This window comes from Streptomyces shenzhenensis (assembly GCF_003688995.1).
Taxonomy (GTDB): Bacteria; Actinomycetota; Actinomycetes; order Streptomycetales; family Streptomycetaceae; genus Streptomyces; species Streptomyces shenzhenensis_A.
The window spans coordinates 200,027-220,645 of record NZ_PENI01000006.1; the positions used below are offsets into that span (position 1 = coordinate 200,027).

25 protein-coding genes and 1 tRNA gene are annotated in these 20,619 nt (G+C 70.6%); 23 read left to right on the forward strand and 3 right to left on the reverse strand.

Going from position 1 to position 20,619, the window contains the following annotated elements:
* Positions 1-51: 51 nt before the first annotated feature.
* The 21 genes from CTZ28_RS12675 to CTZ28_RS12780 all read left to right on the forward strand — a co-directional run bounded on the left by CTZ28_RS12675 (position 52) and on the right by CTZ28_RS12780 (position 15,484).
* The gene (locus CTZ28_RS12675; RefSeq protein ID WP_121889442.1) at positions 52-333 is read left to right on the forward strand and encodes a hypothetical protein; all 282 of its coding nucleotides are present in this window, start codon (positions 52-54) and stop codon (positions 331-333) included.
* 3 nt (positions 334-336) lie between these two features.
* On the forward strand, positions 337-1,023 hold the full coding sequence (locus CTZ28_RS12680; RefSeq protein ID WP_121889443.1) for a hypothetical protein: 687 nt from the start codon (positions 337-339) through the stop codon (positions 1,021-1,023).
* Between the two features lie 5 nt (positions 1,024-1,028).
* Positions 1,029-1,493, forward strand: coding sequence for an HK97 gp10 family phage protein (locus CTZ28_RS12685; RefSeq protein ID WP_183154369.1), 465 nt, complete (start codon positions 1,029-1,031; stop codon positions 1,491-1,493).
* Entirely contained in the window at positions 1,493-1,945 is a 453-nt protein-coding gene (locus tag CTZ28_RS12690; RefSeq protein ID WP_121889444.1) for a hypothetical protein, read from the forward strand. The genes CTZ28_RS12685 and CTZ28_RS12690 overlap by 1 nt, the downstream gene beginning before the upstream one ends.
* Positions 1,942-2,223: a hypothetical protein gene (locus CTZ28_RS12695; RefSeq protein WP_121889445.1), complete on the forward strand. Its 282-nt coding sequence runs from the start codon at positions 1,942-1,944 to the stop codon at positions 2,221-2,223. The genes CTZ28_RS12690 and CTZ28_RS12695 overlap by 4 nt, the downstream gene beginning before the upstream one ends.
* 32 nt (positions 2,224-2,255) lie before the next feature.
* The gene (locus CTZ28_RS12700) at positions 2,256-2,834 is read left to right on the forward strand and encodes a phage tail protein (RefSeq protein ID WP_121889446.1); all 579 of its coding nucleotides are present in this window, start codon (positions 2,256-2,258) and stop codon (positions 2,832-2,834) included.
* 92 nt (positions 2,835-2,926) lie between these two features.
* Positions 2,927-3,451, forward strand: coding sequence for a hypothetical protein (locus CTZ28_RS12705; RefSeq protein ID WP_183154370.1), 525 nt, complete (start codon positions 2,927-2,929; stop codon positions 3,449-3,451).
* Positions 3,424-3,576: a hypothetical protein gene (locus tag CTZ28_RS49510; RefSeq protein WP_398655867.1), complete on the forward strand. Its 153-nt coding sequence runs from the start codon at positions 3,424-3,426 to the stop codon at positions 3,574-3,576. Before CTZ28_RS12705 ends, CTZ28_RS49510 begins: the two co-directional genes overlap by 28 nt.
* Before the next feature lie 14 nt (positions 3,577-3,590).
* Positions 3,591-7,136, forward strand: a complete 3,546-nt coding sequence (locus tag CTZ28_RS12715; protein WP_121889447.1) for a hypothetical protein — start codon at positions 3,591-3,593, stop codon at positions 7,134-7,136.
* A 2-nt stretch (positions 7,137-7,138) separates the two neighbouring features.
* On the forward strand, positions 7,139-8,458 hold the full coding sequence (locus CTZ28_RS12720) for a phage tail domain-containing protein (protein ID WP_121889448.1): 1,320 nt from the start codon (positions 7,139-7,141) through the stop codon (positions 8,456-8,458).
* A gap of 15 nt (positions 8,459-8,473) precedes the next feature.
* Positions 8,474-9,559 (forward strand): hypothetical protein, encoded by a 1,086-nt coding sequence (locus CTZ28_RS12725; protein ID WP_121889449.1) that lies wholly within the window; start codon positions 8,474-8,476, stop codon positions 9,557-9,559.
* Positions 9,556-10,764 carry a hypothetical protein gene (locus CTZ28_RS12730; RefSeq protein WP_220795326.1) on the forward strand — a complete coding sequence of 403 codons (1,209 nt, stop codon included), beginning with the start codon at positions 9,556-9,558 and terminating at the stop codon, positions 10,762-10,764. The genes CTZ28_RS12725 and CTZ28_RS12730 overlap by 4 nt, the downstream gene beginning before the upstream one ends.
* Before the next feature lies 1 nt (position 10,765).
* The gene (locus tag CTZ28_RS12735) at positions 10,766-11,248 is read left to right on the forward strand and encodes a hypothetical protein (protein WP_121889450.1); all 483 of its coding nucleotides are present in this window, start codon (positions 10,766-10,768) and stop codon (positions 11,246-11,248) included.
* Between the two features lie 14 nt (positions 11,249-11,262).
* Positions 11,263-12,171, forward strand: coding sequence for a peptidoglycan-binding protein (locus CTZ28_RS12740; protein WP_121889451.1), 909 nt, complete (start codon positions 11,263-11,265; stop codon positions 12,169-12,171).
* A gap of 11 nt (positions 12,172-12,182) precedes the next feature.
* The gene (locus CTZ28_RS12745) at positions 12,183-12,407 is read left to right on the forward strand and encodes a hypothetical protein (RefSeq protein WP_121889452.1); all 225 of its coding nucleotides are present in this window, start codon (positions 12,183-12,185) and stop codon (positions 12,405-12,407) included.
* A 53-nt stretch (positions 12,408-12,460) separates the two neighbouring features.
* Positions 12,461-12,658, forward strand: coding sequence for a hypothetical protein (locus CTZ28_RS12750; RefSeq protein WP_259471582.1), 198 nt, complete (start codon positions 12,461-12,463; stop codon positions 12,656-12,658).
* Between the two features lie 180 nt (positions 12,659-12,838).
* Positions 12,839-13,063, forward strand: coding sequence for a hypothetical protein (locus tag CTZ28_RS12755; RefSeq protein ID WP_121889454.1), 225 nt, complete (start codon positions 12,839-12,841; stop codon positions 13,061-13,063).
* On the forward strand, positions 13,041-13,565 hold the full coding sequence (locus CTZ28_RS12760) for a DUF6879 family protein (RefSeq protein WP_121889455.1): 525 nt from the start codon (positions 13,041-13,043) through the stop codon (positions 13,563-13,565). The genes CTZ28_RS12755 and CTZ28_RS12760 overlap by 23 nt, the downstream gene beginning before the upstream one ends.
* Before the next feature lie 16 nt (positions 13,566-13,581).
* Positions 13,582-14,430, forward strand: coding sequence for a helix-turn-helix domain-containing protein (locus CTZ28_RS12765; RefSeq protein ID WP_121889456.1), 849 nt, complete (start codon positions 13,582-13,584; stop codon positions 14,428-14,430).
* A 623-nt stretch (positions 14,431-15,053) separates the two neighbouring features.
* Positions 15,054-15,293 carry a hypothetical protein gene (locus CTZ28_RS12775; protein ID WP_121889458.1) on the forward strand — a complete coding sequence of 80 codons (240 nt, stop codon included), beginning with the start codon at positions 15,054-15,056 and terminating at the stop codon, positions 15,291-15,293.
* On the forward strand, positions 15,290-15,484 hold the full coding sequence (locus CTZ28_RS12780; RefSeq protein WP_121889459.1) for a hypothetical protein: 195 nt from the start codon (positions 15,290-15,292) through the stop codon (positions 15,482-15,484). The genes CTZ28_RS12775 and CTZ28_RS12780 overlap by 4 nt, the downstream gene beginning before the upstream one ends.
* Before the next feature lie 499 nt (positions 15,485-15,983).
* Here CTZ28_RS12780 and CTZ28_RS12785 read toward each other — a convergent pair.
* A tRNA-Ala gene (locus CTZ28_RS12785) sits at positions 15,984-16,056 on the reverse strand.
* 182 nt (positions 16,057-16,238) lie between these two features.
* Between CTZ28_RS12785 and CTZ28_RS12790 the strand changes: the two genes are divergently transcribed.
* Both CTZ28_RS12790 and CTZ28_RS12795 read left to right on the forward strand, forming a co-directional pair.
* On the forward strand, positions 16,239-16,787 hold the full coding sequence (locus CTZ28_RS12790) for a helix-turn-helix domain-containing protein (RefSeq protein ID WP_121889460.1): 549 nt from the start codon (positions 16,239-16,241) through the stop codon (positions 16,785-16,787).
* A 156-nt stretch (positions 16,788-16,943) separates the two neighbouring features.
* Positions 16,944-18,566 (forward strand): serine/threonine-protein kinase, encoded by a 1,623-nt coding sequence (locus CTZ28_RS12795; RefSeq protein WP_121889461.1) that lies wholly within the window; start codon positions 16,944-16,946, stop codon positions 18,564-18,566.
* Here the strand turns inward: CTZ28_RS12795 and CTZ28_RS12800 are convergent.
* Positions 18,530-19,969, reverse strand: coding sequence for a hypothetical protein (locus tag CTZ28_RS12800; protein WP_259471573.1), 1,440 nt, complete (start codon positions 19,967-19,969; stop codon positions 18,530-18,532). The two genes, CTZ28_RS12795 and CTZ28_RS12800, sit on opposite strands and share 37 nt — an antisense overlap.
* Positions 19,970-20,357: 388 nt before the next feature.
* A complete protein-coding gene (locus CTZ28_RS47680; RefSeq protein ID WP_003999697.1) occupies positions 20,358-20,486 on the reverse strand; it encodes a DLW-39 family protein in 129 nt (42 codons plus the stop codon).
* Positions 20,487-20,619 lie beyond the last annotated feature (133 nt).

The window sequence follows — 20,619 nt, forward strand, 5'->3', positions numbered from 1 at the left end:
GCTCGACCGCGCCCGCCCCGAACCTCTCCGCATCTTCTGAGGAGCCACCGCATGGCCACCACACGCAAGAGCACCCCCGACGAGAGCACCGAGCAGCCGAACGCCGCCGTCGTCCGCACGCAGGAGTATGCGGCGGGCGAGGGCTGGGCGGTAGGGCAACATGCCCCCGAGGATGCGTTCCGCGCCCTCGACGCCGCCGGCACCGGTGAGCCCACCGGCCCGGTCGTTCCCACACACCCGGGTGGCTATGCCCGGCAGATCGTCGCCAAGGGCGGGCTAATCACGGAGGGCGTCAAGCGCGAGCTGGACGCCGCTGAGGGCGAGCAGGGCTGACCCATGGCGTACTGCTCCGAAGAGGCCGCGCGGACCGCGGGTGTCACCGGCTCGGATGCCGAGGTCGCCGCGTGGATCGCTGTTGCCCGGGAGCGGATCGACGCCTACACCCAGCAGTGTTTCGAACCAACTGACCTGGTGGTGGTGGCGGATGTCGGCGCGGGGGGACTGGTCATCCTCCCGCGCCGCGTCCGGATCATCACCAGCGTCATGCCCGTGCTGGCCGCCGACGACGGCCCGTCGATCCCGTCGTCTGCCTACCGGGTCACCTCGTCGAAGGTGTTCGGACAGGTCGACGCCGTACACCTCGCATGGGGTGGCTACGACGATCTCGTGGTGGGGGCCGAGTCGTATAACGGGGGCTGGCTCGGTCTGTGGGAGCGGTGGGGGGCCGAGCAGGTCAAGGTGGCCGGCTCGTTCGGCTACGACGAGCCGTCGTTGCTCGTGGGGCAGGCGTGCGCCCTGCTTGCCGCGCACCTCCAGGCCGAGGCTGCCCCGTCGGATGCGGACGCCGAGCAGGATCCGTCGCTTCAGGTGGACGACGAGGGCAACAACGTGGCCATCGAGGACAGCGACGATGAGCCGTCGGAAGGCGTCGTCACGGCGTCGGCGTCGACCGGATCATCACAGGTCGACGCCCTATTGGCGGGCTACCTGAACCGCGGTCACTCGCTGATCGGGGGTGTGTGATGCGCATGCGTAGTTCGTCACCGTTGCGCCTCGGCGCGTCCGAGTCCGTGCGGATCAACACCCGCCAGTACGAGCGTGGTCTACGCCGTGCATTCGGCGGCATGTCGGACGACGTGAAGCGGGCCGTCGACCGGACCCGGGTGGACGTGCAGAACGAGGCACGCCGCCGGGCCGCAGTGGACACCGGCCGCCTGCGCTCCTCGATCGTCTCGCGCGCCGAGAACAGGGGCCGCAGCGTGGGCTACGTCGTCGGCACGAACGTCTCCTACGCCGCGGATGTTGAGGGCGGGACGGAGCCGCATGACATCTTTCCGAAGAACAAGCAGGCGCTGTACTGGCCGGGCGCTGCTCACCCCGTCGCAAAGGTGCATCACCCTGGCACGCCCGCACAGCCGTTCATGCGGCCCGCGATCGAGCTGACGGAGATCTTCTTCCGGGCGAACCTCTCGCAGATCCGGGGAGGCCGGTGATGGCCGCAAGCACCTCGGGCGCCATCAAGGCCCGCCTGGAAGCCCTTCAGTTCGGCGTGCCCGTCTTCCGTGACGGCCCCCGCGAGGGGCAGGCCGAGCCGTTCATCGTCGTGCAGGAGGGCATGCCGGCCGGGCTCGACACCACGGCCAACGGGGACTTCGGTGATCCGGCGGCTGAGATCAACATCATCGAGACCGTCACCGTGGATCTCGTGCAGCGGGCCCGTGTGAAGACCGGCGCGCGTACGACGAAGGTCACCGAGCGGTACGGGCTGGCCGAGGCCATCGCGCACGCCCTGCACGGCTGCCAACTGCCGGCGCACCCGGCGAAGGTCACCGCAGTCCGGGTCGACGACATCGACCGCATCCCCATCGCCGACAACCGGGTCCGGCACTCGATCACGGTGCACGTGCACCGGGAGCTGCTGCGTGAAGAGGTGACTCCGCAGTGAAGATCACGCACACGCCGATGGCCCGTGCCGAGGTGATCGCCGTCCTCGGCCCGCACTGGCCTCCTCTGCCCGGCGCCACCGTGGCGCGGATCAGCGCGCTCGTTGCCGTCGATCACGGGGCGGTCGCCGTCCATGACGCCGACGGCCGGCCCGGCACCACGTGGTGGGTCATCGACGGGCTGATCGTCCCGCAGGACGCCGGGCCACCTCCGCAGCTTCCCGGCATCGCCCCGGAGACCATCCCCGTCCCCGAGCCCGCTGCACCACCCCTCACGTAAGGGCCGGACCCCGGCACCAGGAAGGAACCGAGATGCCCATCTCCCGAGTGACCAAGCTCTACGCGGTCGAAGACGCGAAGATCTTCCCCCTGCTCTCCGACCCGGAAGGCGGCACGCCGTCCTACGGGGCCGGTATCGACGTACCCGGCATCAAGAGCATGGAGATCTCCGGGGACGTCGAGGTAAAGGAGCTGCGGGGCGATAACGGCCTGCTCGACTCCGATGCGTCGATCTCCAACATCACCGTGAGCTACCCGCACGCGAAGCTCAGCCTCGACGTGCTCGCGGCACTGCTCGCCTCCACCGTGACGGACTCGGGCACCACGCCGGCGCAGAAGACCAAGTGGTCCCTGAAGAAGGGCGCCAAGCCGCTGCCGTACAAGCTGGTCGGGAAGACCCCGACGTCCGGCGGTGACCTCGTCGGCGGGGACGTCCACTTCTCCCTGATGAAGTGCGTGATGAGCAGCTTCCCCGGCCTCGGTCTGGCCGAGGAGGACTACCGCACGATCGACAACCAGGCGCGCTGTGTGCCGCTGATCTCGACCGGCGAGTGGATCGACATCGACATCAACGAGACCGCCGTAGCGATCCCGACCGCCGCCACCTCCTGATCTCCGGCTGGGCGCGTCCTCGCTCAGCGCGCCCGGCCGGCCCCTCTTCCCCGTCCGCAGGCCGGAACTCGGCACTCACCCAGGGACCCACCATGACCACAGGACTTGACCTGCTCGCCGAGGGCGGCGCTGTCACCCTCACCGACGGCACCGAAGTGCCGCTCCGCTACAGCTTCCGCGCGCTCGCGCTGTTGGAGGCCCGTTTCGGCTCCGTGGGGGCCGTTCAGAAGGCGATCGACTCCACGGGCGCCGGCGCCGCGTTCGGGCCGCTCGCGCAGATCATCGGCGCGGGGACCGTCGGCCCCGGCGGGTTCGAGCCGCACATCCGTGAGTACCAGGATGCCAAGGGCACCCGCCACATCCAGGACATCGTCTATCGGCGGCGCACGGACGGCGCGATGCTCGATGACCTGCTGGACCCGGGCCGCCTCGACGAGTACACCCGCGCGTTCACGGCCGCGCTCGGCCGCGCGCTGGAGAGCCGGAGCCAGGGAAACGGCGCCGCCCCGGTGCAGACGGTCACGCCGGGGCTGGAGACGGCAGCTTCCCCTGGGGCGAGTACCTCTATCTCGCCGTCGGTGCCCTCCACATTTCTCCCGGCGAGTTCTGGGGCCTGACCCCGCATCTGCTGCTCACGCTCGCCGAGCAGCACCAGGCCGCCCACCAGACCGGCGGCCGACGAGAACCCGAACCCGCTGACGGCACGAGCCTTCTGGGCCTCGCCGCGATGCGCCGTAGCTGACGAGGAGGTGACCTGTGGCCGACGACATCAACCTGCCGAACCTGGTGTCGCACCTCGCGGTCAACCTCGACGGGGTGTCCGGGGCCATCACCGACGCCTCGCGGCAGGGCTCGGCGATGGGATCCGCGCTCGGCCACGGCATCCACCGCGAGCTCGACAGCCTGCTGTCTCACCTGCCTCAGGTGGTGATCGACGGCGACTCGGATCCGCTGGACCGCGACCTTGCCCGGATCCACCGCGAGTTGGCGCAGCTCGACGCGCAGCGCATCGGCGTGGACATCTCCGTGCCGGACGCCCTGCGCGAGCTGGACCGGCTGGAGACGCACCTGCAGCGGATCGGGGACGAGCACCCGAACGTCAACGTGGGCGCGACCACGAGGCAGGCCGCGGCACAGCTGAACGCGATTCTCGCCGCGGCCCGGCACGTGGACGATACGGACGTCGATATTGACGTGCACGTGGACGAGGACCACGTGAACCGGCTCCGGGGGGTCCTCGGTCGGCTCGCCGGGATGGCGGGATCGATCGGCGGGGTAGCCGCTCCGTTCGGCAAGGTGGCCGCCGCGATCGGGACCGTCATACCGGTGGCGGCCGGTGCGACGGCAACGATCGCGGACATCCTCCCGGCGTCCGGCGTGGCGGTCACGGGCCTGATGTCCATCGTGCTGGCCGGCGGCGCGGTGAAGCTGGCCATGGCCGGGGTGGGGGACGCGATCGGCGCGGCCCTGGACCCGGAGAAGGCCGACGACTTCGCCAAGGCGCTGGAGAAGCTGTCGCCCGAGGCGCGGGCGTTCGCCCTCGCCGTGCACGATGCCGCGCCCGCGTTGCGGCAGCTGCAACAGGACGTGCAGAACAAGTTCTTCCGGGGGCTCGCCAACGAGCTGGAGCGCACCGGCCGCAGCGTGCTCCCGGTGCTGCGAACGAACCTGCTCAGCACGGCGACCGCGCTGCACGACATGGCGGCCGGTGTGCTTGGCGCAGCGCGGGAACTGGCGGACTCGGGCACGCTGGGGAAGGCGCTCGGGTCGGCGAGCAAGGGCCTGCGGAACCTGTCCGGGGTCCCGGGTGTGGTCGTCACGGCGCTGGGGCAGATCGGCGCGGCGGCCGGCCCGTCGTTCGAGCGGCTGACGGCCGCGGCCGGGCGTAGCACGGACCGGATCGGCGAGCGGCTGACCGATGCGTTCGAGTCGGGCCGGATGCAGGACGCCATCAAGCACGCGATTGACCTGCTCGGCGACCTGTTCGATGTGGCCGGGAACGTCGTTGAGATCATCGGGAACATCTTCAGCGCGGTCCCGTCCGGCGGCGGCGGGATGCTCAGTGTTCTCCAGAGCGTCACGGCGGAACTCGCGAAGATCACAGCAGGCGACGACGTGCAGGCGGCGCTGCGGGCCCTGTTCGAGACGATGGCCGTCATCGGCCGCGTGGCCGCGCCCCTGCTCGGGCTCGCCTTGCAGGCGCTCGCCCCCGCAATCACCGTGCTCGGGCCGCCCGTGCAGAGGCTCGTGGGCGCGCTCGGGGACGCACTTCGGCCCGTGATCAAGGGGCTCAGGCCCGTGCTGGAGTCGGCGGCCGGCGCGTTCGGTGGGCTGCTCGATGCCGTCGGACCGCTCCTGCCCGTGCTCGGGACACTGGTTGCCGCACTGCTGCCCGTCCTCATACCGCTGTTCGATGCCCTTCAGCGGATCTTCGCCGCGGCGGCGCCCTCCGTGCGGATCCTCGCGGACATCCTGAGCCAGACCCTTGCCCCCATCTTCGACGCCCTACCAGCGCTGATCACGCCGCTCCTCGACGCGTTCGCCGAGATGGCCGAGCAGCAAGGTCCGCTGCTCGCACAGCTCTTGGTGCAGCTTCAGCCCAGCCTCGTGCAGCTCGGAGTCGCCTTTGGACAAGTCCTGGAGCAGGTCGGCCCGCTGCTGCCGCAGCTGCTCATGCTCGGTGCCACGCTCTTTCAGCAGATCGCCCCGTACCTGCCGCCGCTGATCGCCGCGTTCACGCAGCTCGCGGCCGTCTTCACTGAGCAACTCGTGTGGGTTCTCGAACACCTGGTAGTGCCCGCGCTCAGACTCGTCAACAGCCTGCTGACCGGCGACACCCCGAAGGCCGCGGCGACGGCCGGCAAGGCGATGAGCGGCCTTCAGCAGGTCATCTCTACGGTGTGGGCCGGGATCGTCAGCTACGTACAGCAGAAGGTCGCCGAGGTCGTGGTCTGGATCGCTGGCCTCCCGGGGCGCGCGGGCACCGCGCTGGGTGGTCTCGCCGGGAGCCTCAGCACTCAGGCCAACAGGGCGGGCACGCAGCTCGTTGCCGCGGTCCGCGCCAAGCTCGACGAGGCGGTGGGCTGGATTCGGGGGCTGCCCGGCCGTGCCGCCTCGGTCCTCGGCGGCGGGCTCGGCGGTGTTCTGTTCGGCGCGGGTGCGTCGCTGATCAGTGGGTTCATCGCGGGCATCGTCAGCAAGATCCCGTCGGTGCAGTCCGTGTTGAACGGGATCACGTCGAGGCTGCCGGACTGGAAGGGCCCGAAGCAGAAGGACGCGAAGATCCTCACCCCGGCCGGCCGGGCGCTGATCGAGGGGTTCATCAAGGGCATCGACGGCACGACCTCGCAGCTCAAGTCGAAGCTGGCGCAAATCACGAAGGCACTGCCCGACAACGTGAAGAGCGGCTACGGGAAGGCACTCGCGAAGGCGACTGCCGAACTGGAAAAGCAGATCGCGAAGCGGGACGCGGTGCTGAAGAAGCTCACCGCGGCACAGAAGAAGCTCGATGACCTGGTCAAGGCCCGGAACAAGGCAGCCTCGGACATCCGGTCGGGGATCCTCGACGAGGCCAACATCACGACCGGGCACGCCGACGTCAACTCGGTGGCCGCGATCACGGTCGGGCTTCAGCAGTCCCTCAAGGCGGCGAAGGAGTTCCAGGCCAACATCGCCAAGCTGGAGAAGGCCGGGCTCCGGTCGGACCTGTTGCAGCAGATCGGGGACGCCGGTGTGGAGGCGGGCGGGGCGACGGCCGCAGCGCTGGCCAATGCGACCCCGGAAGAGCTGAAGAAGATCAACGACCTTCAGGCGCAGCTCGCCAAGTCCGCGACGGCGACCGGTAACACCGTGGGCGACGCCCTGTACGGGGCGGGCATCCGAGCGGCACAGGGCCTGGTGGACGGGCTCAAGTCGCAGGAGAAGGCGATCGAGAAGCAGATGAAGAAGATCGCCGAGGGCATGCTGTCCACGGTCAAGAAGGCCCACCAGACCCACAGCCCGAGCCGTAAGTTCCGGTGGCTCGGCGAGATGGACGGCGAGGGCCTGCGCGAGGGGCTCCTTGCTTCGACGAAGCGTGTGCGGGAAGCGGCCCGGTCCATGGCCGGCGCGGCGCTCGACGTCGCGTCGGGCGTGGGTCAGGTGCTGGTCGGCACACCGTCCGCGGGGCAGCTGGCCGCCGTGTACGGGGGCACGGGCGGCGACGGGGGCCAGCACAACACCTTCCACTTGTACGGCTCCGAGGCGAGCCCGGACGGCATCCTGCGCGCCCTGTCGTGGCGCGGCATGGTCGGGAGGCGGTGAGCATGGCTCAGCAGCGGTTCGGCCGTATCCAGTGGGGTGACCTCGTGTTCGGCCCCGGCAGCCCGTACAGCGTGACCGCGCTCGAGGGCCTCGACGACATGCCCGAGGTGCGCGCCGAGGACGTCGACCGGCCGGGCCAGCACGGTGACTACACCGGCCCGGACTACACCGGCCCCCGCGTCATCCCGATCAAGCTGGGGTTGCGGGCGGACAGCCCCGACGGGCTGCGGGACCTGAGCCTTGCCCTGCGCAATGCGACACAGCCGCAGCGTCAGCCGCTGCCGCTCCGGTTCCTGGATCAGAACATTCTCGTGTGGGCCAAGGTCCGCAAGCGGTCCATCCCGTACGACGCCGAGTACCTGTGGCGGATCGGGGACGCCGCGCTGGAGTTCTACTGCGCCGACCCGTACCTGTACGGCCTCGCCGAGAAGAGCGCTTCGACGACCGCGTACAGCCCGTCGGCCGGCCGCACGTACCCGCTCGTCTACGGGCTGACCGCCAGCATCCTCAACTCCAACCCGGACTTCGAGACGACGCTGGCCCCGTGGACCGCCATCGGGGGCGCGACCTTGACCCGCGTCGACACGATCGCCCAGACCGGGAATTGGTCCGCGCAGATCACACCCGATGGCGTTGGGCCCAACCCTCGGATGGAGTCGGAGCGGATCCCCGTCACCCCCGGGGTGACCTACCGGGCGCTGGGGTACATGCGCTGCGCCATCGCACGGCAGATCGCCCTCAACATCAACTGGTATTCGGCGGCGGGAACCTACCTGTCCACCAGCAGCAACACCATGTCGGTGGCAGCGAACACGTGGACGCTGCTGAGCAGCGGGTTCACCGCACCCGGCGACGCCGCGTTCGCCCAGCTCGCCCCGACGGTCCCGAACACGCCGCCGGCCACGGCTGTGACGAACGTGGACGAGGCTCGGTTGGAGCGGGACATCTCCTCGGGGTTCCGTAGCTATGGCAGCGCGGGCACCTCGGGACGGCTGACTGCCGTGAACGCCGGCGCCAGCCCGGCCTACCCGGTGCTGCGCCTCGACGGCCCGGTGGCGAACCCGGCCATCGAGCAGATCGGCGGCGGGATCCTGAGCCTCGACGCCACCTTGCAGGCAGGCGAGTACCTGATCATCGACACCCGGTCGCGGGCCGTGCTCCTCATGGGCTCCAGCCCGCGCCGTACCTGGGTCCGCGGCGGCTCGGCGTGGCCGCTGCTCCAGCCCGGCTCCACCGAACTCGCCTACCGCGGCAGCGCCCTGCCCGGCGCGGCCGGCCAACAGTCCCTGCTGACCGTCACCTGGCGCGACACCAGCCTGTGAGAGAGGAGGCCAGCGATGGCCGTCATCAACCCGCCCACCTGGATGCAGGCAGGCAGCTACCCGGCCGGGAATGACCGGCTCGCGCTCACTGCTCTGCTCGCCTACCCGGGGTTCCAGGTCGACGAGTCCACGCCGATGCGGATCCGGCAGGGCGTCAAGCCGTCGTACACCAACCAGCAGCTGAAGGTGCGCGCGGCACCGACCCCGAACATGACCGTGATCGTGTCGGCGGGGTTCGCGTTCGTCGACCAGCACGACGCCGGCGGCGTGGGTGCGTACGTGTGCGTCAACGACGGCGACGTGACGTTGAACGTGCAGCCCGCGGGCGGCGCCGGCCAGTACCGCCGGGACACGGTGGTCGCGAGCGTCTACGACGCCGAGTACGCGGGTTCGGCCTCGGAGTGGCGGCTGGAGATCATCCAGGGCCCGTATGCGACGTCGGCCGGCGCCACGGTGCGGGGCACGCTGCCGTCGAACGCGCAGATCCTCGCGGACATCACTGTGGGCCCCTCGCAGACGAGCGTGGCGGCGGCGAACATCACCGACATCCGGCAGTTCTCCGTGGCCCTGGGCGGCGTCATGCCGGTGTTCTCGAACATGTCGCCACCGCGCCCGCACCCCGGCCAGCTGCTGTACCTGATGGACACGGACGTGTTCGAAGTGGGGCAGCAGGCGGGCACGAAGCGGCAGGTCCGCGAGTACATTCGGCCCTCGCCGTCACTTCAGCAGTCCGCGCCGCCGTTCAACCAGACCGCGACCTATGTGGACTTCACGGCAGCGGCGTGGGCACCGGTCACCGTGACCGTGCCGCCGTCGGGCATGGTCCGCGTCAGCATCGGCGCGAACATCGAGAACACCAACACGGCCTCGTCCACCTGCCACGCCACGTGGCGGGCATCCGGTGCCCTCACGGTCACCGCGTCCACGTACAACTCGCTGACGGTCGCGGGCGGCCGTCTCGCGGGGGCGCGGTCCCGGCTCCTCACGGGCGCCACACCGGGGCAGGCGCTCACCATCACCCCGCAGTGGAACATCTCGTCCGGCTCTTCCAGCACGGCGACGATCTCCGGCGGCACGCTGGAGGTGACCCCGATCCCATGACCGTTGACCTGATGGCCATGTCGGCGGAACTGCTCGCCGCGGGCATGTCCGAGCCAGAGCACACGTACACATACCTGTTCTGCGACCTGCGCACGGACACGCTGCTCGCGGAACTGCCACTCGCGTCGGTCTCCTACTCGTTCGAGCTGAACGGCATCGGCCGCCTGTCCGGGACGATCCCGTACAACGATGAGACGCTGCCGCTCGACCCGGAGACGGCGAGCGAGCCCGGCCGCACGGCGGTCTACGTGGACCGAGACGGCATCCTGGTGTGGGGCGGCATCGTCTGGACCCGGACGACCGCCAAGGGTGGGAAGACGATCCAGGCGGCCGAGTTCCTCAGCTACTACCAGCGCCGATACGTCAAGAAGACCCTGTCCACGGACACGTCCCTGCTGCTCAACCCGGCGTATGTGGATGCCGGCGGGCAGCGGCTGTACGCCGATCAGAAGTACATCGTCTGGTCGCTGCTCAGGTACGCCAACGATCAGCCGGGCGGGGACATCCACGTCGACATCAACCCGCTGACGGCGCCGGCGCACGGCATCACCCGGGTGGCGACGTACTTCGGGTACGAGCGGCCGGAGATCTACAAGGCGATCAGTGAACTCGCCGCGGCTGACGATGGGTTCGACTTCACGATCGAGGTCGCGTGGACGCCGTCCGCGAACAACGAGGCGCCGCAGCGTGTCCGGCGCGCCCGGGCGTGGTTCCCGCGCCGTGGCCGCAGCGCGGCTGACTCCGGGCTGGTGTTCTCCAAGGGGGGCGGGTACGGGTCGATCCTGTCGTACGACTGGCCGGAGGACGGCACATCGCTGGTTACCGAGATGTCCGGGCTCGGCGCGGGCACGGGCGAAGCGAAGATCGTGAAGACGGCATCGGCCCAGGATCTGATCGACTCGGGATGGCCGCTGCTGGAGGGCGTGGCGACTTATGACGGGGTGGTCGACGAGGCGCAGGTGCAGGGCCTGACGAACGCCGACCTGGAGGCCCGGTCGCAGTCCACGGTGCAGCCCACGTTCGAGGTGTCCGCGGACACCGATCCCGCATTCGGGAGCTACAGCGTGGGCGACGAGGCCCTGTTCGTGATCGATCCCGAGCCGCAGTCACCGAACGGCCGCGAAGGTGTGCTCCGCATCGTGTCCATCGAGAACACCGCGGTGAACGGCCCGGAACGTGTCCGCCTGACCTGCGCGGCGGTGTGACGTGCCCAAGGTGCAGAAGCCGTCCGACTTCCTTCAGCGACTCGCCGTCGTCGAGGAGCAGCTGGCGGCGCTCCAGCGCTCCGGGTGGGAGCGGGACGAACTGCCCTTCTACCCAACGTCCCTGAACGGGATGGTCTACGAGGACGACACCACTTTCATCACGCTGTGGGAGACGGTCCTCACCCCCCGCTCGGCGTCCCTCGCGCTCGGCCTGGTGCTCCTCGGGGACCAGGTGGACAACACCACGAACACGGGCGGGGAATGGCAGGTGCTGTTCGACTCCACCGTGGTGGCGAGTGGAAGCGTCCCGGCGACGTTCAGCTACGTCTTCCCCGCGCTCACCCTCGACCTCACCCCGTACCGCGCCGCCACCCAGCTCAAGGTCGCGGTTCAGGTCCGCCGTACGTCGGGTGCGACGGCCGGCGGCAAGTACGGCGGTGGCGGCTGCATCGGCGGCTCTCCCCGCTACGCCCGACTCCTCTGAAAGGACACCCCCCTATGGCCACACCCATGAGCCCCGCGCAGTTCGCTGCCGCACTGCGCGCCGAGGGCGTCACCGTCGTCGAAGTCGACGACTGGAAGACGCACAACCGCAACCACAAGGGCGCGTGGGGCCCAGTGCACGGCGTGATGATCCACCACACCGTGACCTCCGGCACCGCCCGCACAGTGGCGATATGCCGCGACGGGTACAGCAGCCTGCCCGGCCCTCTGTGCCACGGCGTGATCGCCAAGGACGGGCGGGTGCACCTGGTCGGCTACGGCCGCGCCAACCACGCCGGCCTCGGCGACAGCGACGTGCTGCGGGCCGTCGTCAACGAGACGAAGCTGCCGCCCGACAACGAGGCCGACACCGACGGCAACCGCCACTTCTACGGGTTCGAGTGCGAGAACCTCGGCGACGGCAAAGACCCCTGGCCCGAGGCGCAGCTGCTCGCGCTCGAGCGCGTGGCCGCGGCGATCTGCCGCGTGCACGGCTGGAACGAGCGCAGCGTCATCGGGCACCTGGAGTGGCAGCCCGGCAAGGTCGACCCCCGCGGCTTCACCATGGACGCGATGCGCGCCCGGATCGCGAAGCGGCTCAAGGCCGGCGCCCCGGCCCCCGCCAAGCCCTCGACGCCGTCCGCTCCGGCCAAGCCGAAGCTGGAGCCGTTCCCCGGCACCGCCTTCTTCATGACGAACGGGAAGCCCGCGCTCGGGAAGAACTCGAAGATCTTCACCGCGATGGGGAAGCGGCTCGTCGCGGTCGGCTGCGGCCGGTACAAGGTCGGCCCTGGCCCGACCCTCGGGCAGGCCGACGTCGACTCCTACGAGGCGTGGCAGCGCAAGTGCGGCTACACCGGCACGGCCGCGAAGTGGCCGCCCGGCCCGACCACCTGGAACAAGCTCCAGGTCCCCAACGTCTGAAGGGAACCACGATGAAGGACACGTCCAAGCGCACGGCGCGCACGATCGTGCAGACCACGGTGGGTGTCGCCGTGGCGTTGCCGGGGATCGTCGACGCCTCCGGTATCCCGGCCTCGCTGCCGTGGGTGGCCGGGGCGCTCGCGATCGCCGGCGGTCTCGCCCGTGTGATGGCGCTGCCCACCGTGCAGCTGCTGCTGCCGTCCTGGCTGCGCACCGACGACGGGGGACGCGAGTGACCCCGCCGGAGTCCACCACGGTCGCTCTGGAGCTGGCCGAGCTGCGGCGCACGATGGAGGTCGGGTTCACCGAGCAGCGGGGCCAGTTGGCGCTCCTGGTGCAGCGCGGGGACCAGACGGACAAGACGCTGGGCGACCACGAGAAGCGGCTGGCCGCGTTGGAGCGGAGTCGTTGGCCGCTGCCGGCCGTTGCCGCGGTGACGAGCGTGGGCGCGCTCGCGGTGACGGTGTGGCAGGCCATCGGCCGGTGACGGAACGAATGCACTTCCCTCCCGCCTTCGGGTGGAAGGGGAGTGCATTTTGCGTTTGGGTGCTCCTCTGAATGGCGACAACTGCACTACGGTGCGTGCAAGTTCGTGCACACTGCTGGAGGCAGCAACGCCTCACGCGCAAGTCTGGGCAGACACGTCCACCTCGGTGAAGGAGCCACCATGGCACTGCACATGCTGGGCAAGGACCCCAACAGTCCGGACGGTAAGTCCCCCACCGTGTACTACGACGACGCGACCGACAACTACGTCCTCCAGGGCTGGAAGGTCAAAGACCCCGAGCGACTCGCCCAGATGGACATCCCCGAGCATGAGACTGTGATCGAATTCCCGCGCCGCATGATGCAGTTCTTCCCGGAGGTCAATGGTGGCCGAACCGACGCTTGAGGACCGGCTGCGCGCCTGCCGACATTCCGCACTGCACCTGGAGATGCGCGACGGCTACATGCGTTCCGACGCCCGGTTCATCGCCTGGCAGGCCGGGCAGCGCGACGATCCAGCGGACAACGATCCAACTCTGCGACCGTGGCTCGCCCTCATGTCGGAGACCGCCGGCCGGGGCGTCGAAGTCCGCCGGGCCCGTATCGTCTCCGAACCGGTCAGCGACTACATCCGGTTCGAGCACCACGTCACCGCGCCCAACGTGGCCGCCGGCGAACAGGTCCGCTGGCTGCCCCGCCGCAGGGCATCGGACCTCGCGCTGCCCGGTAACGACTTCTGGCTCATCGACGACCAGCTGGTGGTGTTCCTCCACTTCGCCGGCGACGGCGAGCTTGCACCGGACGACGAGGAAGTCACCACCGATCCGGCTGTGGTGAAGCTGTGCGTGGACGCCTTCGACGCCGTGTGGAAGCGTGCCGTGCCGCACGCGGAGTACCGGCCGTCCTGAGGGATTCCGAGCCGCATTGTCCTCGCCGTCCTCCAGCGTTCAACAGGCCAGGCACGCCCTTGGCCAGCGTCTGCGTGAGATCCGCCTGGACGCTGGCCTTACGGCGCGAGAGCTGGCCAGGCGGGCTGGCTGGCACGAGTCGAAATGTTCGCGCCTGGAGCACGGCAGAACACCTCCGTCGGACGCCGACATCCGCGAGTGGACGCTGCACTGCCGCGCGCAGGACCAGACAGAGGACCTGATCGCGACCGCTCGCGGCATCGACGGCATGTACGTCGAGTGGCGTCGCATGGAGCGGGCCGGCCTGAAGCGGGCGCAGGAGTCCGTACGACCGCTGTTCGAGCGGACCCGCCGCTTCCGGATCTACCAGTCGTGGGTCATCCCCGGCCTGTTGCAGACCCCCGCCTACACCGCTGCCGTCCTTCGTACCGTCGCCACGCTGCGCGACGCCCCGGACGACGTTGCCGACGCGGTCGCGGAGCGCATGCAGCGGCAGCACATCTTGCACACTGGCATCCACCGCTTCGCCGTGCTGGTCGAAGAGTGGGTGCTGCGGACGGTGATCGGCGACACTGAGGTGATGGCCGGCCAGTTGGGCCACCTGATTGCTGTGGGCACGCTGCCCTCCGTCAGTCTCGGCATCATCCCCATGGGCGTGCCGCGGGGCGTTGGCTGGCCGGTCGAATCGTTCACGGTGTACGACGACGCGCAGGTCAACGTCGAGCTCGTCTCGGCGCATCTGACGGTGACCCAGCCGAGGGAGATCGACGAGTACGCGCAGTCGTTCGCCTACCTGTCACAGCTCGCGGTGTACGGGGCCGAGGCGCGGGCATTGATCACGGCCGCCATCAACGCTCTCGGGTGAGTCCGTGCAAGTTCGTGCACACTCCTGGAGCCACACATCACCCCGTCCGTACGGTCCGTAACAAGGCCCCGGCGAGGCTGTGAACCTCCCGGGGTATGGCCGACTGGATGGAATCGACATGCCGCACGCTGCAACGTCGGCGCCCGTGGGGGCAGTCCACCTCTTACCGCTCCCCCCGATCCGCGACCTGACCGAAGACCAGGTCTGCGGACGCACATGCGTCTGGTGCAGGACGCGCCTGACCGCTGGCACCGTGATGAGCCTCGGTCCGCGGCGGCGGCCCGGCACTGAGAGCGGTGCCTGCTGGTACCCGCGGGGCTGCACGACGTGCGTGCGCGCCGAGGCACGCCGGGTCGCCGCCCTCCACGCCCGCACCTGCTCCACCTGCCGCAGCCGCGACTGCTCGACCCGCAGAGAGCTGCTCCACCTCGCCAACGGGGGCCGGCGATGACCGCGCAGGCGACTACCGGCAGGCGTGGCCTGTGCTCGTGGTGCGGGCGGTTCGCCACAGGCATCGAGCTGATCCAGGCAGAGGACGCAGGATCGGGCCCGGCCATGCGTGGCCTGTACGCCTGCGGCCCGTGCCGTGAAGTCCACCGCCTGGTCCCGCTCGCCGACCGGCCATGAGCCCGCCTCCCGAGCCGCCGCCCGCCGCATCGCTGACCTATGCCCAGTACTCGGGGTGGGCGTGCTGCTGGTGCGCCAAGAGCCTGCTCGACGTGGCCGGTGCCGTGTCGGCCGGCATCGCCCGCGGCCGGGAGGGCGTGCACGTCCTCGACATCGAGGTCTACGCCTGCCCCGACTGCGCGGGCCGTAGCTCGCGGCGACCCCCGGTACGCAACCGCCGAGGAGGAAAACCGTGAAGACCGACACGGCCGGGCGGATGACCCGCGCGCAGCAGTCGGCCGGCCGGGCTGCGGGCTACTGCTGGCTGGAACACCCCAAGGGCCGCCGGTTCTGCACCCGGCGCCCGCATGCCGACCAGCAGCACATCGACCACTACCGCGGCCGGAGAGCGAGCACAGACGCTCAGGGCACCGCATGGGTGGAGTAGAGCCTCCGGCGTCGGCGAGGGCGAACCGCCGGCGCTGGAGATGAGCGGGCCGCCCCTGTCCCCCGCGGGGGCGGCTCCGCTGTGCTGAGCGCCGTGAGCTGTGCTCGGCCCGTGTGCGGATGACGGCTGGCGTACCTGTGTCCGTCGGCGGTCATCCTCCGCTCTGACTCGGTCAGAGCGAGCCGCCCCACCCCCTGTCCGGGGTGGGGCGGTCTACGTTTGTCCGGACGACCCCCGTCGACGCATGCGGCGGGGGTCGCCACCTGCGGGTCGGGTCTCCCCACCCGAGGTCCGCAGGAAGTGACGATCCTGTGTCTGGCGTGCGAGGGGAGTCACACCGCTCTCGTCTCGCTTGCGCCCTAGGACGATGAGCGCATGGATCACGTCCCCCGGACAGGTGACGACCAAACCATGATCGTCCGGGGTTGTGGACTCTATGCGGACTTTGATCATGGAAATGCCCTCCGAGGACTGACCTCGGAGGGCATTTGACCTGCGGTGGAGCCTAGGGGAGTCGAACCCCTGACATCTGCCATGCAAAGACAGCGCTCTACCAACTGAGCTAAGGCCCCTTGCGAGCGGCGGCCGCCGTGAGCATCGCACTCGGGTGGGCGCCGCAGACCAGAGTACCGGGTCACCCCGGGGATCTCGCAAAAAAGATGGGGGTCCCTCGAAACGACCACGCTCCGTAAGATGCTCGGCGTGGTTCGCGACAGCGAACCACCTTCTTGGGGAAGCGATGGGGAGACGCAAAATGGACGCCGCACAGCAGGAAGCCACCGCCAGAGCGCGGGAGCTGCAGCGGAACTGGTACGGGGAGCCGTTGGGGGCGCTCTTCCGTAAGCTCATAGATGATCTCGGACTCAACCAGGCCCGTCTCGCCGCGGTACTGGGCCTGTCCGCGCCCATGTTGTCGCAGCTGATGAGCGGCCAGCGCGCGAAGATCGGCAATCCCGCGGTGGTCCAGCGGGTGCAGTTGCTGCAGGATCTGGCGGCGCAGGTCGCGGACGGCAGCGTCAGCGCGGCCGAGGCGACCGACCGCATGGACGAGATCAAGAAGTCGCAGGGGGGTTCCGTGCTCAGCAACACCACGCAGACGACGACCAGTTCGGGCGCGCCGACGGTCAAGCGGGTGGTCCGCGAGATCCAGTCGCTGCTGCGCTCGGTGGCCGCCGCGGGGGACATCATCGAGGCCGCCGACACCCTCGCCCCGACCCACCCGGAACTGGCGGAGTTCCTCCGGGTGTACGGCGCGGGCCGCACCTCCGACGCCGTCGCGCACTACCAGTCCCACCAGAGCTGACTCCCGGGCCCGTCCGACGGAGGGGGTCCGGCGGACGGGTCGACGCTGAGGGGAGTGCCCGGGGACACGACAAGGGGTCGTCTCACTCATCTCGGGGGAAACAAGGGGGAGAAGCGGGACAAGGGGCAGGCGTAGGGGGAGGAGCGACGGACAGTCATGGGTGAGGTCTTCGCCGGCCGGTACGAACTGGCCGACCCGATCGGACGCGGCGGCGTCGGCGCCGTCTGGCGCGCCTGGGACCACCGCCGCCGCCGTTATGTCGCCGCCAAGGTGCTGCAACAGCGCGACGCCCACTCACTCCTGCGGTTCGTACGGGAACAGGCCCTGCGGATCGATCACCCTCATGTGCTCGCGCCGGCCAGTTGGGCCGCGGACGACGACAAGGTCCTGTTCACCATGGACCTCGTCGCCGGCGGCTCGCTGGTCCATCTGGTCGGCGACTACGGCCCCTTGCCGCCCTTGTTCGTCTGCACTCTGCTCGACCAGCTCCTGTCCGGGCTCGCCGCGGTGCACGAGGAAGGAGTCGTGCACCGTGACATCAAGCCCGCCAACATCCTGCTGGAGGCCACCGGCACCGGCCGCCCACGGCTGCGGCTGTCCGACTTCGGCATCGCGATGCGGCTCGGCGAACCGCGTCTGACCGAGACCAACCTCGTGGTGGGAACGCCCGGTTATCTCGCGCCCGAGCAGATGCTGGGCGCCGAACCCGGCTTCTCCGCCGACCTGTTCGCCGTGGGGCTGGTCGCCCTGTATCTGCTGGAGGGCGCCAAGCCCGACGCGAAGGCCCTCGTCCAGTACTTCGCCGAGCACGGCACGCCGGGCGCGCCCAAGGGCGTCCCCGAGCCGCTCTGGCAGGTCGTGTCCACGCTGCTGCAACCGGATCCGGAGGCCCGTTTCCGCACGGCCACGGGGGCCCGCAAGGCACTCGCCTCGGCGACGCAGCTCCTGCCGGAACCCGGCCTCGACGACGAGTTGATCGAGATCTTCGACCAACTCGGCCCTCTCCCCCCGGGATTCGGCCCCGACGGCCCCTTCAAGCCGGCCTCGGGCGTGGCCGCCCAGGTGGATACGGGAGCGCAACCCGGCCCACCGGGGCCTGACGGCGGTTCCGGCGCGCAGCACGTCTCTTCGCCGGCGACCGGCTTCCCCGCGCAGAGTCCATCCCCTGCCCCCGCTCGGCCCGCACCCGGCGGCACGGGTTCCGTCCCCGGCACACCGGCCGCCTCAGCCAACCCCCTTCCCGCAGGGGCGACAGGACCGGAGCCGCCTCCGGAAGGCGCCGCACCCGTAGCTCCCCACGAGGGCACCGGTCCGCAGCCGTCCACGATGTCGGACACCGGGAGCTTCCATCTGCCGCCTCCGCAGCCGTACGGCACGGAGACGTCCCGGACGCCGAACTCCCAGGCCGAGCAGCCCCGGCCCACCCCGCAGCAGCCACCGCACGCCCCCCAGCCCCACCACCCCGGACACCCCCCCACCGCGACCGAGCCCACCCATACCCTGTCCTCCCCACAGGCCCCCTGGAACCCTGCCGGCGCGCCGCCCCCGATGCAGCCGCAGCGCGTTGACGCTCCCACCGCTTCGTACACCGCTCGGAACCCGCAGGTTCCCCCTCCCGCACAGCAAACTCCGCCGTCGGTCCCGCGTTCACCACGCCGTGCCGCGCGTCGCGCCCACCGCAGCCGCCGCCCCGGCCCCCCGGCGAAGGCCGCGATACCGATCCTGATCCTCGCGCTGGCCTGCTACGCCGTGGGTTTCTGGGCGCTGACCCGCGGCTGAGCGGCGGCCCGCCGCCGGGCGGCCACCGTCCACACCCCGAGCGCCAGCAGCAGCGCGCTCCCCGTGCCGATGCCGCCCACCGCCAGCGCCCTCATCGCGGTGTCGCCGTCCCCGCCGTCCCCGCCGCCGCTCCGCCCGGTCACGGACGCCGCCCGGTCCTGGGCCGTGACCTCGAACAGGTCCCGCGGCTCGGACGGCCCGGCGTATCCGGGGGCGGCGTGCGGGGTGCCGGTGACGCGCACCCGCAGCGTCACCCCGAAGGGCCCCTGGCCGAACGTGCCGGCCATCCCCTCGCTGAGGTGCACGACGAGGTAGTACGAGCCGGCGAAGCGCATGGTGCGCACCCCGTCGGGCACGGCGTACCGGTTGCGGTACTCGACGGGCGGCAGGGGGGCGAGGGCGGCCGCCTTCTGACTGCCGTTGTAGCTGAGGGCCGCGTCGGCGACGTAGCCGCGGACGGGATTGTGCAGCGCCAGGTCGAGGGCGCCGCTGACATAGCCGCCGGCCCCGCTCGAACTGCCCAGCTCGGCGGTGGCGTGGACCTGCTGCCCCCAGTCGACCGGCACCTTGTAGAAGAGGGTCTGCCCGGGCTTCATGTCCGTCTGCCAGACCCCCGGCCCCAGCGCCCGTGCCGCGGCGAAGCCCGCTCCGCCCACGCGGCGCCGCGGATCACCGGTGACGGCCTCGGGCGAGGCGGAGTCCCAGACCTCGGGCGCGCTCGTGGCCCCGGCCCGCTCCAGGCGCGGCTCGGCGGCCGGTGCCAGCTCCAGGTCCCAGGCACCCGACGCGGACGCACCGTCCGCGCCGTCCGCGCCGTCCGCGCCGGACGTTTCGAGGCGCTCGACCAGCACGTAGAACGTGCCCGTTCCCTGGCACAGCGAATTGCCCACCTCGCGCAGCCCCAGTGCCGTGACCGGCCGCGGGCTCAGTCCGGCTCCGAACCGCGCGGACGCGTAGGAGCAGGAGCCGCCGTTGGCGTCCTGCACCGACACCCTGATGCCGTCGCTGGCGGAGACGGTGGCACCGGCGGGGGGTACGGCGGTCACGGGGACGTACGCGGTCGTCGGCGCCCGGAGTTCCAGGCGGTAGTAGAGCTGGCCGTTCCGCGGGAGTGAACTCCGGTACGTCGCGCCCGGCCTGAGTCCCGCGGCGTCCGCGGTGCCCGCCGCTCCGACGACGGTCCGCGCGCCCTCCGCGAAGGCGTACCCGTACCCACCGGAAGCGCCGGCCACCGAGCCCACGGCCCCGGTCGCCGAGCCCACGGCCACCGCCGCCGGGGCCGACAGCGCCACCGTGCCGCACAGCACCGCCGCCGTCCCCGCCCGCGCGACCACGTGCACGACGGGCAGCCGACGGTCCCGCCGGGCCGCCCCGGACCACCACCACGCCGTAGGCCACCGCATACGCCACCCCGTGCGCCGCCCCATCACGTGCCACCCCTCCTCGTCCCACGGCGGTGCGGCGGACACGCCCACGGAGAGGGCCGGCCGCCGAAGGCCGACCACCGCCCCGTACAGCCTGAGGCCGCGTTCCGCTCGTCGACGCCTGCCGGCTGCCGCCCGCATCACAGAGGGTGGCCGCGACCACCCGTGGCCGTACACCGCCTGTCGTCGCGCGGTAACCGGACCGTGGCCCATCCTGCCCCGCGCGTGCCCAGGTCATCCCGGCAATCCGTGCGGCCGTCCGAAACGCCTCGCCCGGACGCGCCCCTGTCCCGTCCTCGGCGCCCGGGCAACACAAAACCCCGACCGCTGGAGCGGCCGGGGTCTGATCGGTTTCCGTTGTCTGTACTCACGAACCCGTGGGCACGGAGTCAGTCGCCTCCGTCCACAGATCCTGCTCGGCGCGATCCGCCTGGATCTGGCGGTACACGAGGAGACCGCCGATGGCGGCCAGTGCGACCAGGAGCAGCTTCTTCACCGCGCGACCTCGTCTTTCCTTGACGTAGGGGACCTCTGGCGCCCGACTATACACACCGACCGATATCGGTCGGTGACCTGCGCCGGGCCCCAACTCCCGCCCTCAAAAGCCCATTAGAGGCGGGATACGGCGC

Coding starts and splice junctions, on each gene's coding strand:
- CTZ28_RS12790 (WP_121889460.1), top strand. CDS start 16,239: ATGGACGCCGCACAGCAGGAAGCCACCGCCAGAGCGCGGGAGCTGCAG.
- CTZ28_RS12700 (WP_121889446.1), top strand. CDS start 2,256: ATGCCCATCTCCCGAGTGACCAAGCTCTACGCGGTCGAAGACGCGAAG.
- CTZ28_RS12750 (WP_259471582.1), top strand. CDS start 12,461: ATGGAGGTCGGGTTCACCGAGCAGCGGGGCCAGTTGGCGCTCCTGGTG.
- CTZ28_RS12800 (WP_259471573.1), bottom strand. CDS start 19,969: ATGCGGTGGCCTACGGCGTGGTGGTGGTCCGGGGCGGCCCGGCGGGAC.
- CTZ28_RS12675 (WP_121889442.1), top strand. CDS start 52: ATGGCCACCACACGCAAGAGCACCCCCGACGAGAGCACCGAGCAGCCG.
- CTZ28_RS12795 (WP_121889461.1), top strand. CDS start 16,944: ATGGGTGAGGTCTTCGCCGGCCGGTACGAACTGGCCGACCCGATCGGA.
- CTZ28_RS12775 (WP_121889458.1), top strand. CDS start 15,054: ATGAGCCCGCCTCCCGAGCCGCCGCCCGCCGCATCGCTGACCTATGCC.
- CTZ28_RS12685 (WP_183154369.1), top strand. CDS start 1,029: ATGCGTAGTTCGTCACCGTTGCGCCTCGGCGCGTCCGAGTCCGTGCGG.
- CTZ28_RS12725 (WP_121889449.1), top strand. CDS start 8,474: ATGGCCGTCATCAACCCGCCCACCTGGATGCAGGCAGGCAGCTACCCG.
- CTZ28_RS12745 (WP_121889452.1), top strand. CDS start 12,183: ATGAAGGACACGTCCAAGCGCACGGCGCGCACGATCGTGCAGACCACG.
- CTZ28_RS12720 (WP_121889448.1), top strand. CDS start 7,139: ATGGCTCAGCAGCGGTTCGGCCGTATCCAGTGGGGTGACCTCGTGTTC.
- CTZ28_RS12730 (WP_220795326.1), top strand. CDS start 9,556: ATGACCGTTGACCTGATGGCCATGTCGGCGGAACTGCTCGCCGCGGGC.
- CTZ28_RS12705 (WP_183154370.1), top strand. CDS start 2,927: ATGACCACAGGACTTGACCTGCTCGCCGAGGGCGGCGCTGTCACCCTC.
- CTZ28_RS12690 (WP_121889444.1), top strand. CDS start 1,493: ATGGCCGCAAGCACCTCGGGCGCCATCAAGGCCCGCCTGGAAGCCCTT.
- CTZ28_RS12740 (WP_121889451.1), top strand. CDS start 11,263: ATGGCCACACCCATGAGCCCCGCGCAGTTCGCTGCCGCACTGCGCGCC.
- CTZ28_RS12760 (WP_121889455.1), top strand. CDS start 13,041: ATGGTGGCCGAACCGACGCTTGAGGACCGGCTGCGCGCCTGCCGACAT.
- CTZ28_RS12680 (WP_121889443.1), top strand. CDS start 337: ATGGCGTACTGCTCCGAAGAGGCCGCGCGGACCGCGGGTGTCACCGGC.
- CTZ28_RS12755 (WP_121889454.1), top strand. CDS start 12,839: ATGGCACTGCACATGCTGGGCAAGGACCCCAACAGTCCGGACGGTAAG.